General features: G+C 43.5%; 16 protein-coding genes. 12 read left to right on the top strand and 4 right to left on the bottom strand.

All coding sequences use genetic code 11. From position 1 onward, the window contains the following. Window positions 1-15: 15 nt before the first annotated feature. From ppiB to purK, 4 genes are all read left to right on the top strand, one after another. Window positions 16-510, top strand: a complete 495-nt coding sequence (ppiB, locus tag ACUN2T_RS05600; protein ID WP_445496638.1) for a peptidylprolyl isomerase B — start codon at window positions 16-18, stop codon at window positions 508-510. A 10-nt stretch (window positions 511-520) separates the two neighbouring features. Then, a complete protein-coding gene (gene lpxH, locus ACUN2T_RS05595) occupies window positions 521-1,243 on the top strand; it encodes a UDP-2,3-diacylglucosamine diphosphatase (protein ID WP_445496637.1) in 723 nt (240 codons plus the stop codon). A gap of 147 nt (window positions 1,244-1,390) precedes the next feature. After that, complete coding sequence (gene purE / locus ACUN2T_RS05590; RefSeq protein ID WP_445496636.1) at window positions 1,391-1,921, top strand: 5-(carboxyamino)imidazole ribonucleotide mutase; 531 nt, start codon at window positions 1,391-1,393, stop codon at window positions 1,919-1,921. Then, window positions 1,918-2,985: a 5-(carboxyamino)imidazole ribonucleotide synthase gene (gene purK, locus ACUN2T_RS05585; protein WP_445496635.1), complete on the top strand. Its 1,068-nt coding sequence runs from the start codon at window positions 1,918-1,920 to the stop codon at window positions 2,983-2,985. The genes purE and purK overlap by 4 nt, the downstream gene beginning before the upstream one ends. A 102-nt stretch (window positions 2,986-3,087) precedes the next feature. Here the strand turns inward: purK and ACUN2T_RS05580 are convergent, their stop codons facing one another. After that, window positions 3,088-3,711, bottom strand: a complete 624-nt coding sequence (locus ACUN2T_RS05580) for a riboflavin synthase subunit alpha (RefSeq protein WP_445496634.1) — start codon at window positions 3,709-3,711, stop codon at window positions 3,088-3,090. A gap of 836 nt (window positions 3,712-4,547) precedes the next feature. Between ACUN2T_RS05580 and ACUN2T_RS05575 the strand changes: the two genes are divergently transcribed. The 3 genes from ACUN2T_RS05575 to ACUN2T_RS05565 are packed head-to-tail and all read left to right on the top strand — an operon-like array spanning window position 4,548 to window position 7,882. Beyond that, window positions 4,548-5,435 (top strand): outer membrane protein OmpK, encoded by an 888-nt coding sequence (locus tag ACUN2T_RS05575; protein ID WP_445496633.1) that lies wholly within the window; start codon window positions 4,548-4,550, stop codon window positions 5,433-5,435. Window positions 5,436-5,490: 55 nt separating this feature from the next. After that, entirely contained in the window at window positions 5,491-6,765 is a 1,275-nt protein-coding gene (locus tag ACUN2T_RS05570) for an MFS transporter (protein ID WP_445496632.1), read from the top strand. 58 nt (window positions 6,766-6,823) lie between these two features. Continuing rightward, window positions 6,824-7,882, top strand: a complete 1,059-nt coding sequence (locus ACUN2T_RS05565; RefSeq protein ID WP_445496631.1) for an LLM class flavin-dependent oxidoreductase — start codon at window positions 6,824-6,826, stop codon at window positions 7,880-7,882. 105 nt (window positions 7,883-7,987) lie between these two features. On the opposite strand, the gene ybbP is transcribed toward ACUN2T_RS05565, so the two are convergent. Together ybbP and ybbA are read right to left on the bottom strand one after the other, a co-directional pair. Next, entirely contained in the window at window positions 7,988-10,420 is a 2,433-nt protein-coding gene (ybbP, locus tag ACUN2T_RS05560; protein WP_445496630.1) for a putative ABC transporter permease subunit YbbP, read from the bottom strand. After that, window positions 10,417-11,103 (bottom strand): putative ABC transporter ATP-binding protein YbbA, encoded by a 687-nt coding sequence (ybbA, locus tag ACUN2T_RS05555; protein WP_445496629.1) that lies wholly within the window; start codon window positions 11,101-11,103, stop codon window positions 10,417-10,419. Before ybbA ends, ybbP begins: the two co-directional genes overlap by 4 nt. Here ybbA and tesA point away from each other — a divergent pair. The 5 genes from tesA to ACUN2T_RS05530 all read left to right on the top strand — a co-directional run bounded on the left by tesA (window position 11,074) and on the right by ACUN2T_RS05530 (window position 14,871). Continuing rightward, window positions 11,074-11,706: a multifunctional acyl-CoA thioesterase I/protease I/lysophospholipase L1 gene (tesA, locus tag ACUN2T_RS05550; protein ID WP_445497811.1), complete on the top strand. Its 633-nt coding sequence runs from the start codon at window positions 11,074-11,076 to the stop codon at window positions 11,704-11,706. The two genes, ybbA and tesA, sit on opposite strands and share 30 nt — an antisense overlap. 50 nt (window positions 11,707-11,756) lie before the next feature. After that, window positions 11,757-12,542 carry an SDR family oxidoreductase gene (locus ACUN2T_RS05545; RefSeq protein WP_445496628.1) on the top strand — a complete coding sequence of 262 codons (786 nt, stop codon included), beginning with the start codon at window positions 11,757-11,759 and terminating at the stop codon, window positions 12,540-12,542. 70 nt (window positions 12,543-12,612) lie between these two features. Further along, window positions 12,613-13,470 carry a co-chaperone YbbN gene (locus ACUN2T_RS05540; RefSeq protein WP_445497810.1) on the top strand — a complete coding sequence of 286 codons (858 nt, stop codon included), beginning with the start codon at window positions 12,613-12,615 and terminating at the stop codon, window positions 13,468-13,470. Between the two features lie 22 nt (window positions 13,471-13,492). Continuing rightward, on the top strand, window positions 13,493-14,413 hold the full coding sequence (locus ACUN2T_RS05535; protein WP_445496627.1) for an SPFH domain-containing protein: 921 nt from the start codon (window positions 13,493-13,495) through the stop codon (window positions 14,411-14,413). A 2-nt stretch (window positions 14,414-14,415) separates the two neighbouring features. After that, on the top strand, window positions 14,416-14,871 hold the full coding sequence (locus ACUN2T_RS05530; RefSeq protein WP_445496626.1) for an NfeD family protein: 456 nt from the start codon (window positions 14,416-14,418) through the stop codon (window positions 14,869-14,871). On the opposite strand, the gene cueR is transcribed toward ACUN2T_RS05530, so the two are convergent. Then, window positions 14,865-15,266, bottom strand: coding sequence for a Cu(I)-responsive transcriptional regulator (cueR, locus tag ACUN2T_RS05525; RefSeq protein WP_445496625.1), 402 nt, complete (start codon window positions 15,264-15,266; stop codon window positions 14,865-14,867). The genes ACUN2T_RS05530 and cueR overlap by 7 nt on opposite strands. Between the last annotated feature and the right edge of the window lie 25 nt (window positions 15,267-15,291).

The raw sequence follows: 15,291 nt of genomic DNA, 5'->3' as shown, positions 1-15,291 counted from the left end.
ATTAGGATTTCAATTATGGTGACTTTCCATACCAATTTTGGCGATATCGTAATTAATACTTTCGCTGACAAAGCTCCTGTAACTGTTGAAAATTTCTTGAACTACTGCCGCAATAACTTCTACGATAACACTATTTTCCACCGTGTTATTAACGGTTTCATGATTCAAGGTGGTGGGTTTGAACCTGGTATGAAACAAAAATCGACTGAAGAGGCTATCAAAAACGAAGCCAATAACGGTCTGAAAAACAACCGTGGCACTCTGGCTATGGCGCGTACCAACGATCCACACTCCGCGACTGCGCAGTTCTTCATCAATGTTGTTGATAATGATTTCCTGAACTTCCGTTCTGAGGGTCCTGATGGCTGGGGTTACTGCGTATTTGCAGAAGTGGTCGAAGGTATGGATGTTGTTGATAAAATCAAAAACGTATCCACCGGCCGCAGCGGTATGCACCAAGATGTACCACGTGAAGACGTTATCATCGAAAAAGTGACCGTCAGCGAGTAATTGACTACATATGTGCACACTTTTTATCGCAGATTTACATCTCAGCGAACACGAACCGGCAATTACTGCCGGTTTTCTACGCTTTCTGCGTAAAGATGCTATTCAGGCGGATAGTCTCTATATTCTCGGTGATCTGTTCGATTACTGGATTGGCGATGATGATAACAATCCTCTCCACCATGAAATTGCCGCCGCATTAAAAACATTAAAGCAACAAGGTGTTACCTGTTATTTTATTCATGGTAACCGTGATTTTCTGATCGGCTCCCGCTTCGCTGAAGAAAGCGGAATGATATTGTTACCACAGGAAAAAATAGTGGAACTGTATGGTAAGCGGGTGCTTATCTTACATGGAGATACTTTGTGTACTGATGACGAAGGTTATCAACAATATCGTAAACGGGTACATACTCCGTGGATTCAGCGCCTGTTTTTATTATTACCTCTGTTTATCCGTCAGAAAATCGCCGAAAAAATGCGGGCAAACAGCCAATCTGTCAACAGCAGAAAATCCGAAGCAATCATGGATGTCAACCAGCAAGCCGTTATCGATGTTTTTGAGCGATATCAAGCTGACTGGATAATACATGGGCATACTCACCGCCCGGCTGTACATGAAATTCCTCTGCATAACAAAATATACTACCGTGGTGTGCTTGGTGCATGGCACCATCAGGGATCAATGTTCAAAGTCACAGGCGAATCAACAGATCTTATCTTTTTCCCATTCTGATTGATGGGGAGCACTCAAACCCAAGCAGCACAATCAAAGTATAAAGCAACGCAATCGTTTTCCTTAGCTTGCGAGCATGATATGATCTGCGGCCTTAAAGCGCTATTTTCGTTCTGGTGGACGTTAAAACACAGGAGCATTTGATTTATGACTGCCCGGCCTGATTCAGTAGGAACAACTCAACACAACGCCAAAATTGCCATCGTTATGGGGTCCAAAAGCGACTGGGCGACCATGCAGCACGCGGCAGATATTCTCACCTCCCTTGATGTCTCCTTCCATGTTGAAATTGTTTCTGCCCACCGTACACCAGATAAGCTGTTCAGTTTTGCCGAACAAGCTGAACAAAATGGTTTTGATGTCATTATCGCTGGCGCAGGTGGTGCTGCCCATTTACCCGGAATGCTGGCGGCTAAAACGCTAGTACCGGTTCTGGGCGTACCCGTTCAAAGTGCGGCACTTAATGGTGTAGACAGCCTCTATTCAATCGTACAGATGCCAAAAGGTATTCCTGTCGGCACACTTGCGATTGGGAAAGCAGGTGCGGCAAACGCAGCCTTACTGGCAACACAGATTCTAGCCCGTCATGATAAAGATTTGCTAAAACGCCTTATCTGTTGGCGTGAAACACAAACTCAGGATGTACTCGATAATCCCGATCCGCGGGAGGAAGCATGAAGCCAGTTTGTATATTAGGTAACGGTCAGCTCGGCCGGATGTTACGTCAGGCAGGTGAGCCTTTAGGTATCACAGTTTATCCGGTTGGCCTGGATGCAGAACCCGAAGCTGTTCCTTACCAAAATAGTGTTATCACCGCCGAAATTGAGCGCTGGCCGGAAACCGCCCTTACCCAAGAACTCGCCCGCCATAAGGCTTTTGCTAATCGGGATATTTTTCCCCGCCTGGCAGATCGTCTGCCACAAAAGCAATTAATAGATAGCCTTGGGCTTGCAACTGCTCCGTGGCAATTACTGTCTGATATCCGCCAATGGCCGCAACTATTTGCAGAACTCGGTCATTTCGTCATCGTTAAACGCCGTATCGGCGGTTACGATGGCCGTGGACAATGGCGCATCCGCCCCGGAGATGAAACAGAATTACCGACCGATATTTATGGTGAATGTATTGCCGAACAGGCGATTCCTTTCTCTGGTGAAGTGTCATTGGTAGGTGCACGCAATGAAAGTGGTGAGTGTGTGTTCTATCCATTGACTCACAATCTGCATCAAGATGGCATTCTGCGGGCCAGCATTGCCTTTCCTCAGGAAAACTGCCAGTTACAACAGCAAGCCCAGAACATGTTGTCAGCCATTATGCATGAGCTGAAATATGTCGGCGTAATGACCATGGAGTGTTTTATCGTCGATGATCATTTACTGATTAATGAACTGGCACCACGGGTTCACAATAGTGGTCACTGGACTCAGAACGGTGCTTCCATCAGCCAATTTGAATTACACCTTCGCGCTATTCTGGATTTACCTATGCCTCACCCAGAAGTTACTGCACCGTCAGTCATGGTTAATCTGATTGGCACAAATGTCAATAATCAATGGCTCAGTTTGCCATTAGTACACTTGCATTGGTATGAGAAAGACGTTCGTCCAGCGCGTAAAGTCGGTCACCTTAATCTTTCTCATTCAGATAAAAACAAATTAAAAGATACGTTGCAAAAACTAATCCCAATGCTGCCACCTGAATATCAGAGCGGTCTGGAGTGGGTGCAGAAAAAATTACATTAGCTGTTTATTATCCAATAGCCTTAAGTTAAATGTGGAAGCGGAAATAAAATAATTTATCGCTCCACATTCCCACTCTTTCCGAATTATTTTATATTCCTTTGATTATTGTGTTAATTTATTAGCATTAATAGCTCTGGATACAGTATCTACAATAGTTCTCGTTGTTTGATCTACTTCATAATTCAGTAAATCACCAATTTTAATATCACTAAGATTAGTCGCTCTTAATGTTTCTGGAATTAAATTCAATTCTATAGTTTTATTTTCTTCATTTATGCCATTTATTGTTAGACTACAACCATGAAGACCGATAAAACCTTTATGGAAAAAATATTTGATATTATCTCCAGGAATATTAATAATTAATCGATAGGTTTCTCCAGTTTCGATAAAATCAACGACTTTTGCTACGCCTTCAATATGCCCATACAGGCTATGCCCGCCATTTTCTTTATGCATTTGATGTGATCTTTCAATATTAACTTTATCCCCCATATCTAAAAACTTTAATGTCGTCACGTCAGAAGTAAAATCTGAAATATCAAAATAAACAATATCATTTTTAAATTGTGTCACAGTCAAGCATGTGCCATTAATAGCAACACTTGCACCCACAGAAACATCGTCAAAGAAATGGTTAATATTACTTATAGTCAATGTGCTAAATCCATTTTTTTTATCAAGAGATAATACTGTTTCTTTTCCTTGCACAATTCCAGTATACATAATCACCCCATTATATTAAGTAAAAAACCATTGAATAATAATCTTTATACTATCTTGAAATATATTTACGGTAAAGAACTATTCAATGGTATTTTCACGAATTATTTTATCACGTTTTTATACATTTATTATTTTAATATATAAAAATATCATAAATTAAAAACTTAATTAATCACTCAACATAATTTTTTTAATAAAATTAAATTTATTCTCTTTTACTGTTAAACAAACAATTAAATACCAAATAAGGTTTATAATTTAAATTAATTATAATGATAATTCTAAAATCCACATCTATATATTTAAAAAATAATAACAGACTACATCTTATAAAATATTTTATATAGCAATTTACAATATTTAAATTGTAATTCACAACTAAATAAGATTCCAAAATAGCGCCACATCTTATACCAACAATAATTACATATAAAACAATGAGTTAAATAATTTCACATGTAGAAGAATTATTTAACCTTCGCTCCACTATGACATAGAAATATTAATTCATTGTTGTCATTTCTATGACTATTTCTTAATATAAATAAAATAATAAAATTCAGTGATCTAAGTCACAATTGCATAAACATTTCCACGCAACAATAAATTAACAATATTCTTTCTGTTATAGAACAGAACGTTAAATAAAAACCATCGCTAATTAAATAATCAATATATTAGCGATACTAAAAAATAACTAAAGTTAGAATAATCTTATCTTTCTACACTGTTCACCATTTTATCAATAAAATCAAATCTTCCTTTGACAAAACCGTCTCATTAGATCAATGCTATCAATATTATTAGTCCGATAACGTATGAAAAGGGGAACCCTCGTGTTATTTGCCGGGAAAGCCCACAATCCTAAAAGCTGCCCACAGTTTTTTTTCACTTTAGGGCTCTCTTCTCCATTTTCTTATGCCGGCTATCTGGTAATGGCCTGGTATTGGATCAGCACCAGATTAAAACAGAGAGAATTATCTTCAATATTGTTATTACTATCGGCAATCAATCAAGCTCAGGCAAGTGATTTTGTTAATTTTCAATCTGTTGATACCAGCCTTTATATGCAATTTGAAAACCGGGTCGATCCCAGAAAAACGATCTCACCCATTTTAGAGGCTTTCGGTGACTACAGTGTTGGAGATATGTATGTCTATAGTATTTGGCAAAACTCACTGCAAAGCGATTATACAGGTGATAAAAGCACCTACTATTATAAAATTGTACCAAGAGTGAGCTTTAGTAAAGTGACTGGTAATGACATTTCTTTTGGGCCGCTGAAAGATATTCTGTTCGCTCAGTGGGTTGCTAAAACCAAAGGGATAGATTACGACTACTTCCCAGGTATCAGCATTGACTGGCAAGCAGACTGGATTAGCTGGTTACGGACAATTTTTTATTTTGAGAATAACGCCAAAGGGAGCTGGAACGATCAGCGAATTCATATTGACTATGGAATTCCCTTCAATAACCGTTTAGGTGATTTCCGGGTTGTCGGGACTTTCGATTATACATTAGGCTTACACGGACAACCCAAAACTATCGATTTCAAACCCGAGTTGCACTATGATTTAGGAAAATTCCTAGGCAATCAACCAGGTCACTTATGGACTGGCATCGTCCTGAACCCAATAAAAAATAAATACAAAATAAAAGATACCCCTTATTATCGAACGGATCAATTTAGCTACGGGATCTTTATTCGATATAGTTTTTTCTGATACCGAAATAAAATATCAGGAATTTTTGATGACCTTTATCCATTATGGAGTCAAGATGCCCATTCAACATGACAGGTTCGGACGTACTTATCAGTGGCTCCTACTGATACTTTTGGGTCTGGTTTATTTTCTGGTCACCGCAACGACATTTACCTCATTGGGCGTTGTGTTACCCAGCATGATCAAGGAATTACACTGGAGTTGGACTGACGCAGGTTTGGGATTCACTTTACTTGGCCTGTCATGTGGGCTGTCCAGTTACCTTCCTGCGATGCTTATTCGCCACACGAGTGTCCGGGCTACTTTGCTGATCGGTACGTTAATCTTCATCACCGGTTTTTACATCCTCTACAACACCCACAGTATCACCGCCTATTTCACCGGCACAACGCTGCTGGGGATCGGTTTTAGCCTTATGGCTACCGTTCCAGGAACTTATGTCATTAGCCGGCTTTTTGAAAAGCAGTCGCTGGCCTTTGGTATCTATTTCACCATTGGTGGATTAGGTGGTGTACTTGGCCCATGGATCTATTTCCTAGCAACAGTATTCTGGGGAAGCTGGCGCATGCACTGGGCAATCTCCGGGGTATTACTAACCCTGTTCAGCCTGTTGACTGTTTTAGTGATGCGCGAAGGCAAAAAGGAAAATGCCCATGCTGCACAAGTCAGTAAAAATCAACAAGATCAAACCCCTTCCAGCATCTATCGCACCAAGGAAATCTGGAATGCCCGGCAAGCACTGCGCACCTGGCAATTCTATGCCATTGCGGCAGCTTATACCTCTTTCTTACTGTGCGGAATAACCGTTAACAGTTTTGCTGTAGCCCATATCACCGAAAATGGATTCAGTGAGTCTGTTGCGGCTTTTTCGCTCAGTATTTTGGCTTTTATCAATGCATTTTCAAGATTTGCCGGAGGAGCTGTTGGTGAATGGCTCGATCCCAAAAAGCTTCTTATTGGCAGTCTGTCAATAATTATCTGTGGTCTTATCGCACTAAGTGCTGCCTCTTCATGGACATTTTTAATCCTGTATACTTTATGTATTGGCATTGGTTATGGCATGACCTTTCTGGCATCCAGCCTATTACTGTTCAATTACTTTGGGCGTAAACCTTACCTGGAATTATTCTCGGTGGTGAACTTGATCTCTACTGTCGCGTGTTTCGCCCCTTTCCTGGTGGGGGCGATTAAAGATTATTCAGGTAGTTTTACACCCGCATTCTTCATTATTGCCATACCCGTGTTTACCATTCTGATTGTCACATTCACGATGCAACCACCTTCACAAATAGTGAAGAAACACTCTGATAACAGTACATTGCTTAACTGAATTTAAAAACAAAATGGACCTGAAAAGGTATTCCTTACAACACAAAAACAAGGAATTAATGATGGCAAAAAAAGAATTCGGTGTATTTCTGCCCATAGCCAAAGGTGGGTGGATTATTTCTAAAAATACACCGCCACTGGATGCTTCTTATCAGCAAAACCGTGAAGCGGCTATTCTGGCGGATCAAATCGGTCTAGATTTCATTATGTCGATGAGTAAATGGCGTGGTTTTGGCGGTGAAACGGAACATTGGGATTGTTCGCTGGAATCCGTCACGATGATGGCTGGCATTGCCGAAGTGACTCATCATGCCAAACTTATCGCGACCATGCACGCCGGGCTGCATAATCCTGCCGTGACGGCCAAGATGATCGCCACATTGGATCAGATTAGTAATGGACGCGCCGGGTTGAATATTGTCTCCGGTTCATTCAAAGACGAATTTGAACAAATGGGAGAATGGGATAGTGATTTAGATCACGATCAGCGTTATGCAATGACTGAAGAATGGACCCAATTAATCAAACGGCTTTGGTGCGAGAAGCAGGTTGATCACCAAGGAAAGTTCTTTAATTTGAAGAAGTGTGTTTCTGAACCGAAACCTGTTTCCGTTCCACGTCCTTATTTAGTCTGTGCCGGTCAATCAGAACGTGGGCTGCACTTTAGTGTACGTAATACTGATGTATGTTTCATTGGTGGCAAGGATGAAGAAGAGACACAGCAAATAAGCCTAATGGCCAAACGTATTGCGGCAGAATACGGTACAACCACCAAGACCTTTTGTATGTGTACGATTATCTGCGCCGAAACAGATGAAGAAGCTGAAACTCTAGCTCAGTTCTATCGTGATGGCCTGGATATCGGCGCAGTTAAAAGCATGATGCATAGTTTCGGCGTCGATGTTGGTGAAAAAAGCAATGCTATGGTTGAAAGATCCCAAAATGCCTTTATGACCCACACGGCTATCGGCAATCCAGAAACTTGTAGCAGACAATTGTCAGATTTGCTGCGTGAATGCGAGCTGGATGGAGTTATGTTGATCTTTCCTGATTATGTCGAAGGTCTCACGACTTTCGGTGCAAAAATCCTGCCACAACTCAGAGCCGAATTTGCCTAAACAGCGATAAACAGATCAGCAAATAATATGGCTTATCTCCCTGGGAATGGGTTCACCCGTATCGGCGATCTTACCCATTCCTCGGAGGTTACAAATATCGCCTTTTTACCCCTGCACCCGCCGGTGCAATCCCGTACCCCGTAACAGCCGGATCCCTAACCAACTACCACACGACGACAGTAGCAGGCTACTGACGATTGGCAATAAGAACCACATTTTCCACTCCGGTTGCCATGGAAAATCAAACACCTTCGTCTGCAACAACCAAAGCGCAACTTCAGCGCCTAATGCTGCGGTAAAACCCGCCATTAACCCAAGCAAAGCAAATTCACTCCAGAGAGTACGGCGCAGTAATGATTTACTGGCTCCCAAGGTACGGTAAACCACCAATTCAAGCCGTCGTTGATGCATCCCTACCTGAACCTGTGCCAACAGGAGTAATGTGCCACATACCATGACTAATCCAACCATAACCTCCAACGCCCGGCCTACCTGCTGCAAAATCCCCTGAATTTGCTTGATAATCGCACCGGTATCAAGCAAGCTCAATGTTGGAAACTGACGATTAAGGCTGGTTAGCAGTCGGCCATCTCCTTGATAATGGAAACTGGTCAACCAGGTTTGTTGCTGATTTTCCAATGCCCGTTTTGGGAAAATAAAGAAGAAATTTGGACGAAAACTTTCCCAATCTACCTGCCGGATGCTGCTTACTGTGGCGCTGAATTGCTGCGTATCGCCACTGAATGTCAGTTTATCGCCGATTTTGATTGCCAAACGTTCAGCAACCCCCTTCTCAATAGAAACCTCATCCTCTTTAGGTGGCCAGTTCCCCTCAACCAGAGTATTAAACGGCGGCAATTCCTCTTTCCATGTCAAGTTCAATTCCCGTCTCACCGTGTTGCTGTCCGGTTCTCTGGCATCAGCCCACGTTATCGCTGATTGACCATTAATTTCAGTCAAGCGGGCCAATACCACCGGATAGAATTCCGCCGGTTTAACCTGATACTGAGCTAGCAAATTTTCTACCTGTGAAATTTGCTGCCCAGTCATATTAATCAGAAAATAGTTAGGACTGTCCGCTGGCAGTTGTTGTTGCCAACGATCAAGTAAATCTCCCCTGACCGCTAACAACAAAGCAAATAACATAAATGATAAAGAGAAAGCTGCCAATTGCGTTACCGTCTGCAATGGCTGCCGCAGTAATCGGTTAACCGCCAGACGAAAACTGAGCTGGCGGAATTTAAGATGACGCAATAGCCACAATCCCCCCCAACCGAGCACAGCCAATGATACCGCAACAATCATCATGCCAGCAAGTAACGCCCATAACATCGGTTTAGTTCCAGCCAACAGACTCAGCCCGCTCATCACCACCAGCATCACCAACGGCAGGTAATAGCGTAACGGCCAGATAGGCGCGATAATATCATCACGCAGTACCCTTGATGGTTGGGTTGCCATTAACTGTTTATATGGACGTACCCCCACCAGCAAAGCGATAACAGATAATGCCCCTAACGCCCATACCCACGGCCAGAATCCCGCTTGCGGTAACGTCTTCGGTAACATCGCCGCCAGAATCTGCACCAGCAGATATTCAAACATCAATCCAAGAATCGCCCCCACCAGCGCTGCCGCACTCAATATCACCAGCCATTGACCAATCACCCATTTACGTAACGCCCAACGTCCCGCACCAAGTGTTTTAAGCACCGCAATCAAGTCATGGCGGCTACGGCAATAGTGAGTCATGGATACCGTTACCGCCGCGACAGCAAGTAATAATGTAAGCAAAGCCGATAACAGCAAGAATTGCTGCGCCCTATCAATAGATTTTGCCAGCGCGCCACTATCCTGCTTCAAAGTATTCCAACGCTGATCAGTCTTAAGTTGAGGATCAATTAGCTGTTGATATTGATAAACCACTTCTTTATCACCAGAAAACATATAACGGTAAGTCAGACGGCTGCCAGGCTGAATCGCGCCGGTAGATTGCGCATCATCAAGATTGATCAAAATCCGTGGCGCAATCTGGAATGGATTAAAACCACTGTCTGGCTCCTGAATTAATTCTCCACTCACCCTGAGTGTGGTATCACCCACATCCAGATTATCGCCAACTTTAATTTTCAACAGTTCAAGCAAACGTGGTGCTACCAGAACCGTGCCTTTCTCTGCTTTCAAACCCGGTGGATTGGTTTCCAGCTCACCATATAACGGATAACGACTGTCCGCAGCTTTGACACTGGCAAGTTGAGGAACGTCCCCGGCATAAGTCATTGTGGAGAAAGAGAGCTGGCGGCTCAACTGTAACCCAAGGTTTCCCGCCTGTTGTAACCACTCTTCATCTACCGGGTAAGAGGCTCGCAGAACTAAATCACCGGCCAGAAAATCCCGGCTCTGGTAATGAACACTTTGATCAATACGATCACTGATCCTTCCCAATGCCAGCACACAAGCCACTGCCAGCGTAAGAGATAGCCAGACTATCAATAAAGAAGGGGTGCGCCACTCGCGCCAAAACCAGCGCCAAATCATTTTTCTTCCCTCAATTTGCCATCAACCAATCGTAAACAGCGTTGGCAACGGGCAGCAAGCTGGCTGTCATGAGTGACCAAAATTAATGTTGTGCCGTAATCACGATTGAGAGAAAACAGTAAATCAGCAATACGATCGCCCGTTTGCCGATCCAGATTCCCTGTTGGCTCGTCAGCAAATAAAATTTTGGGTTGGCTGCTGAATGCCCGTGCCAACGCCACCCTCTGTTGCTCACCACCAGAAAGTTGTGCGGGCATATGTTTCAAACGCTTCCCCAATCCTAATTGTTCAAGTAATTCAACCGCCCGTTTCTTGCTACTATTTTCAGACTCTCCGCGTAATAAAGCAGGAAGCTGGACATTCTCCAATGCATTTAACGTCGGAATTAACATAAATGACTGAAAGACAAAACCGACATTTTCAGCCCGTAGTTGCGCCCTTTGTTCTTCATTCATCTGGCTTAAATTATGCCCTAACAGCCGAATTTCACCGTCACTACCATCATCCAACCCGGCAATAATGCCGAGCAACGTGGATTTACCCGAACCCGATTCACCCACCAGAGCAATAGTCTGTGCAGGCTCGACAACCAACCCAACTCCCTGCAATATAGTGATCCTATGTTCCCCCTGACCAACGTGCTTACTAAGATGCTGAACTTCAAGAATACTCCCCTTTACCATTTACTCTTCCTTTTACTGGTGGTGCTATTCAGCGCCAGAGCGACTGCCGCTGATACTTTTTTGATTCTGGGTGATAGCCTCAGCGCCAGTTACCATCTGCCAGTTGAGCAGTCATGGCCTGTTTTGATGGACAAAAAGTGGCAGAAATCCGGCAATAAGATCACGGTTATCAACGGCAGCATCAGCGGTAATACCGCAGCTCAGGGCCTTGGAAGGCTGCCTGAATTACTTAAACAGCATAAACCCCGTTGGGTCCTGATAGAACTTGGCGCCAATGATGGATTACGCGGGTTTCCTCCACAACAAACAGAACAGGATCTGCAACAGATCATCACTTTAGTGAAACAGGCCAATATTCAGCCTTTATTGATGCAAATCCGTCTGCCACCAAACTATGGACGCCGTTATACCGAATCTTTTGCCAAGATTTACCCCAAACTGGCAGAACACAATCAAATTCCCCTGCTCCCGTTTTACATGGAACAAGTCGCTATTAAGCCAGAATGGGTACAACAGGATGGATTACATCCCAATCTGGCCGCTCAACCGTTTATCGCCGACTGGATATCTGACATATTATTAGTACACCTTAATCATTCTTAAGTAGTAAACCATCAGTTTTTACAAATTGATGTATATAAGCAGGTAAAGTTATGCAAAAGTCAGTTCTTATCACCGGCTGTTCCAGTGGGATTGGCCTGGTAGCGGCTAAAACACTCCATCAACGGGGCTACCGAGTATTAGCAGCCTGCCGGAAGCCCAAGGATTTACAACATATGCGCGAATTGGGGCTAGAACCTATCGAATTGGATCTTGATGATAAAATCAGTGTCGAACGTGCTGCTGCCGAAGTTATCCGGCTAACCAATGGTCGCCTTTACGGACTGTTTAATAATGGCGGCTTTGGTATTTATGGCCCGCTAAATACTATCAGCCGTGAACAACTGGAACGCCAATTCTCTACCAATCTGTTTGGTACACATCAACTTACCTGTTTATTACTCCCGGCAATGCAGCTTCATGGTGAAGGCCGTATTATCCAAACCAGTTCAGTCATGGGGCTAATTTCAACCCCAGGCCGCGGTGCTTATTCTGCCAGTAAATATGCTTTGGAAGCATGGTCAGACGCATTAAGAATGGAATTAACAGGAACAGGAATTAAATCCTGTTTGATTGTACCTGGCCCGATAAAAACACGTTTTGCAGAAAATGTGAATCAGACTCAACGCGATAAACCCGTCGTAAATTCCAGGATAGCCCGCCATTTCACCCTGACCCCTGAAGCCGTTGTGCGCAAATTGATTCATGCTTTGGAAAGTCCGAATCCTAAATTACGCTATCCGGTCACTTGGATAACTCATGCTGTAACCATTATGCGCCGGGTTTTACCGGGAAGATTAATGGATAAAATACTGAGTAAACAGAGCGGTACAGCTTGAAAGTCAGGAAAATAACCTCATCTGTTTAATAAGACACTACAACAACCGAATTTAAGAGACTCATTATATGATGCTATCAACCACTACTGGAATTAACGTTAACGAAAGTAACCTACATCAAACCGTTGAACAGTCTATGACTGTACCTGTTTTATTTTATTTCTGGTCTGAACATAGCCCCCACTGTCAGGAATTGGGCGTAATTCTGGATAAACTGGCAGCAGAATATGCAGATCAATTTATATTGGCAAAAGTCGATTGCGATAAAGAGCAAAAGGTCGCTGCACAGTTTGGTTTACGGGCCATTCCTACTGTTTATATGCTGCAACAAGGCCGGCCAATAGATGGTTTTCAGGGGCCGCAACCTGAAAATGCGATCAGAGAGATGCTTTCCCGCGTATTGCCCAAGCCGGAAGAGTTGAAAGCCGCTCAGGCCGAGGAACTTATCGAGGAAGGGAAACCTCAGGAAGCACTACCTCTGTTGAAAGAAGCCTGGCAATTAGCCCCTAAAAACAGTGAAATTGCACTAACGTTGACCAAAGTGCAAATTATGCTCAATAATATAGAAGAAGCTCAGGAAATTCTGAATCTTATCCCATTACAGGATCAAGACACGGATTATCATAGTTTACTGGCTCAAATTGAGTTACAAAAGCAAGCGGCGGACACACCGGAAATCCAGCAATTGCAACAGGAATTCTCCACTCAACCGGAAAATGCAGATCTGGCTGTTAAGCTGGCTCTGAAACTGCACGAAGTAAATCGTAACGAAGAAGCTCTGGAATTATTACTGGGCTTCCTGAAAAAGGATCTTTCTGCCGCTAATGGTGCAGTACGGAAAACAATAATGGATATTATGTCTGCAATGGGAACCGGTAATGCTCTGGCGTCGAAATACCGTCGTCAGGTTTATTCACTACTTTACTGATTTATTTAATTAAGGAATTGCTATGGACTTATTCGCTTTTGGTGCCGTCCCTATTCTGATATTCATTGCAGTGGTGGTTGTATTTACTTGCGTAAAAACAGTGCCACAGGGTTATCAATGGACAGTAGAACGCTTCGGCCGTTATACCCGAACTTTATTACCGGGCCTGCATATTATTATCCCTTTTATCGATCGCATTGGTCGTAAAATTAACATGATGGAACAAGTGCTGGATATTCCTTCACAGGAAGTGATTTCCCGCGACAACGCCAATGTGACTATTGATGCGGTCTGCTTTATTCAGGTTGTCGATCCTGTTCGGGCTGCCTATGAAGTCAGCAACCTTGAGCTGTCTATCATCAACCTGACTATGACGAACTTCCGTACCGTTCTGGGTTCAATGGAGCTGGACGAAATGCTGTCGCAGCGTGATTCCATCAACAGCCGTCTATTGCATATTGTTGATGAAGCCACTAACCCGTGGGGCGTGAAAATTACCCGTATTGAAATCCGTGATGTGCGCCCACCGAAGGAACTGATTTCTGCCATGAACGCCCAGATGAAAGCAGAACGTACCAAACGTGCTGATATTCTGGAAGCAGAAGGTATCCGTCAGGCGGCGATTCTGAAAGCCGAAGGGGAAAAACAGTCACAGATTCTGAAAGCGGAAGGGGAACGTCAGTCCGCATTCCTTCAGGCAGAAGCGCGTGAACGTGCCGCCGAAGCGGAAGCTCGCGCAACCAAAATGGTTTCTGACGCGATTTCTGACGGTAATATGCAAGCCATTAACTACTTTGTTGCCCAAAAATATACCGATGCGCTGACCAGCATTGGTGCCTCCGATAACAGCAAAGTGATTATGATGCCTCTGGAGGCCAGTAATCTGATGGGTGCTATTGGTGGTATTGCTGAACTGATTGGCGAAAGCAAAAAAGGTAAATAACCATGATTGCACAACTTGCGGCTCAAACAACTTGGCTTTGGTTCTCTTTCGGCGGTTTACTGTTAATCGCAGAGCTTCTGGGAACCGGCGGCTACCTGTTATGGACCGGTATAGCTGCTATCGTTGTTGCGTTTATCACCTGGTTACTACCAGGAATGGGCTGGGAATTGCAAGGTATTCTGTTTGCAACTCTGACGCTGCTCTCTGCGGTGCTATGGCGCTACTGGTTACGTAGCCGCCCGCCAAAAGGCAGCGATACACTGAACCAGAAAGACCACCAGCTCATCGGTACCCAAGCTAAACTGACTGCGGATACCGAAAATGGTTACAGCCGGATCAAGCTTGCAGATGGAAGCTGGCGAATTCACTGTGATAGAGAATTACCCGCCAATACCGAAGTAGAAGTCATCGCAGTTGATGGCATTACACTGAAAGTAAAACCCGTCGATTCTCATTGACGAGAACAGCAACCAGACAAATGATCTATGATGGGGCACGCAGCCCCGTCATCTCCTGGGCACTCTTCCGCCAAAGATAACAACTTACTTCTGATTTCCTGTAACTCTTTAATCGTCTTTTCTATCTCAGCCACTTTATGCAATGTTGCCGCTTTTACATCGGCACTGTGACGGTTAGGATTTCGAAATAACATTAAAAACTCACGACACTCTTCAAGCGTAAAACCGATCTGTTTCGCCTGACGCAACAGCGTTAATTCATCAATATGTTTCTGCTGATAATAACGATAGCCATTATCACCTCTCTCCGGTGGTGTGATCAGATCCTTTTCTTCATAAAACCGAATAGCTTTACTGGTCAGGCTGGTTCTTTGGGCAATTTCACTGATGTTCATTTTTTCCCCTTGACCTTACCCTTGC

The sequence above is a fragment of the Photorhabdus machadonis genome (assembly GCF_052657765.1).
The sequence above is the reverse complement of the archived record's forward strand: the minus strand, read 5'-3'. Positions and strand labels throughout refer to the sequence as shown.